Source organism: Clostridium lamae (assembly GCF_033043255.1).
Classification (GTDB): Bacteria; Bacillota; Clostridia; order Clostridiales; family Clostridiaceae; genus Clostridium; species Clostridium lamae.
Genome location: NZ_JASCQJ010000078.1, coordinates 1 through 2,574, shown reverse-complemented (window position 1 = coordinate 2,574; position 2,574 = coordinate 1). Strand labels below are relative to the sequence as shown.

General features: G+C 31.1%; 3 protein-coding genes. All 3 read right to left on the bottom strand.

Annotated elements, in window-relative coordinates:
* Positions 1–99: 99 nt before the first annotated feature.
* Positions 100–693: a DUF1367 family protein gene (locus QK892_RS18310; protein WP_004250549.1), complete on the bottom strand. Its 594-nt coding sequence runs from the start codon at positions 691–693 to the stop codon at positions 100–102.
* Positions 694–818: 125 nt separating this feature from the next.
* Positions 819–2,141 carry a PIN-like domain-containing protein gene (locus QK892_RS18305; protein ID WP_196562919.1) on the bottom strand — a complete coding sequence of 441 codons (1,323 nt, stop codon included), beginning with the start codon at positions 2,139–2,141 and terminating at the stop codon, positions 819–821.
* A gap of 122 nt (positions 2,142–2,263) precedes the next feature.
* The coding region (locus QK892_RS18300; RefSeq protein WP_317274983.1) for a DnaB-like helicase C-terminal domain-containing protein at positions 2,264–2,574 on the bottom strand (311 nt) is incomplete at its 5' end.

Below are 2,574 nucleotides of genomic sequence, written 5' to 3'. Positions count from 1 at the left end.
CAAGCCCCATATTGCGACAACAAATACAACCCAGTTCTGCTACATCTGATAGCCACTTCTTTTCTTCTTTGGTCTTTAATTTGATCATTGGTCTTGCCTCTACGTGAAACTTAATAATTGAGATACTGCATTTTCTACAGCTTTTTGAGTGGGGAACTGTTTACGAAGGATAAAATTCCAAAGCACATCGAGTGTGGCTTTGTAAAGTTCGCTAAATGCTAAGTCGTCCATATTTGCAAAACTGATTGATTTAGCGACACGACGTAAACTACCGTCAGGCATTTCAAACGTGTCGTAATAACCGGCTTGCTCTACAACCCAATAGCGAAAAGCATCAAATGATTTTGTTGCTGAGATATTTTGCGCACGTTTTTGTGCGACTTCTTCTAGATAGATATCGGATGCTGATAAGAGCGCGTCAGCATTATCCGTGTAATATGAAAGGAATGTGATGTAACCACGCACAAGCTCTTTTTCTTCAGGTGAAATGGTACCGCCAACTGGTTCCCAATATTCATAACCTAAGTTGAGTAATGCGAAGTATTTACGATGAAATCGAGGGTTACGAGCTTTCTTAAAATTAGCTGAAAGCACATCACCACACTTGATTTTTGAATGCAGAAAATCTCTCGTAACAGGGTTAGCCGGTACAAGAGTATCGTTAGACATTTTGATAAAGCTATGCTGTGCCATACTTAACTCTCAGTTGACACAGCAAATATTTAGGATTGGGTGTTCAGGCCAATAATTTAACTATATGATAAATATCATTATATAGCTAGTTTAAATTACATCTATCTTCAGTAATAAGAATAAAATTATTCCTTTAATTTAGATTTAATTATTTTAAGATATTCTATTTCGCTTTTAATTTTTATCAAATTCATCTCTATTTCTTGAACTTCATCCGGATTATCGTCTACAATAGCTTTAGTCAATAAAAATTGATGAAAATCATATTCTTTATATAGTTCATTAATCTTTTTTTCTACAGAAAAGATACTATAATAGGAATCATCCCTATCATTAACATTAATATAATGAAAATTATTATTAGTGTAGTTTTTTCCCCTTCCCCCTATTATACGCCAACTTTTTATAGTATTATCTTCATTTTTCTCTCCCATTATATGTTCATCGGTTATAGAACTATTCTCTATAAAGTAAGGATGTCTAGGTGAATCTGCTTCATTATTGTATTCAATAAAATCTAATTTATTCAAACTTTCAAAATCCTTTATAGAAGTTTCTCTTACATTAACTTCTTTTAATATATCTGTATATTTAATTAAAAAAGAAGGTTGTGTATACATTTTAAATTCTTTTAACCCTGCATTTATAATTTCCGTTTTTAAACTTTCCAAAGCCCCTATTGTCTTACCGTGAACTTTATACCACCAATCTTCTTTTACATCATTCGTAATAAATATTATATTATCGACATTTTCATCTTTGGCTTTTTCTAACAATTCATTCCATAAATATAAGTCACCATATTTATTTTTATAGTTCACCTTATTAAAATAAATTTCCTCATCTACCTTTTCTTTTCCATCCTTCCATCCTGGTCCAATTTTATTTTTATACCTCACATCACCATCTTCATTTATCTCATTTATTTTTTCTTGTGTAAAGGCATTGGAAATTTTATTTTCAGAAATTGAATCTATCCATTTCCTAATACTATCTGAATTAGTAATGAAGTCTGATTTATCTTTTCTAGATTCTATATTTTTATTTATAAAGCTATCAATTTGAGTATCTATACTCTCTTTTAACTCGCAAAGTTCAGCGTGTAAATTATGATATTTTCGTTTTATATTCTCAGCTCCACTACAATAGTTATTTATTTTATCTGTAGTAAGCTTTAATTCTTTCTTTATTTTATCTAAGCTATTTAATGATGAACTTATTACTCCAAGTCTATTACGCTGATACTCTAAACATACTTGAAAGGGGAACCAAAGACGGTCCTTTATATTATTAACCACAGCAATAAAGTCATTCTTTGTTTCCTCTTCACATCTATATAAATTTAAAAAACAGTTAGTATCTAATACAAATAGAGTTTTATTACTTTGAAAAATATCCTTTTCAACATCAGCTGTTATATCATAAAACCCTTTGAATTTTTCACGCATAACTCTATAACCCTCATTAAAGCTTAAATAATTTTTAATTATAAAAAAACAAATAATAAAAAATACAACATGGGTCACATTAATATAAATAATATTTAAATATTCGTACCTCTCCTACTAATTCAAAACATTTTTTCTGCGTAACGACGGCGTTTATCATTTTGCTGTGATTGTTGTTGCATTTTGGACACTTCTGACGCTGTGATTTGGTCGGTAGGCAGATAGTGGCCATTCTTAAATTCTTGATAGACTGTGCCGGTTTCTCCGTGTCTAAATTTATCAATAATGATCTCGGCATAATTTTTCGCAGGGCTATTGGGGTTATATACGGCCTCCCTATAGGTAAATAAAATTAAGTCAGCGTCTTGCTCTAAGCTACCAGAATCGCGTAAATCAGCAGAAACAGGACGGCGTTGATTAATAGGTCTTTTAT

Bases quoted from the DNA above. Each gene is read 5' to 3' on its own strand.
- QK892_RS18305 (WP_196562919.1), bottom strand. From the start codon at position 2,141: ATGCGTGAAAAATTCAAAGGGTTTTATGATATAACAGCTGATGTTGAA.
- QK892_RS18310 (WP_004250549.1), bottom strand. From the start codon at position 693: ATGGCACAGCATAGCTTTATCAAAATGTCTAACGATACTCTTGTACCG.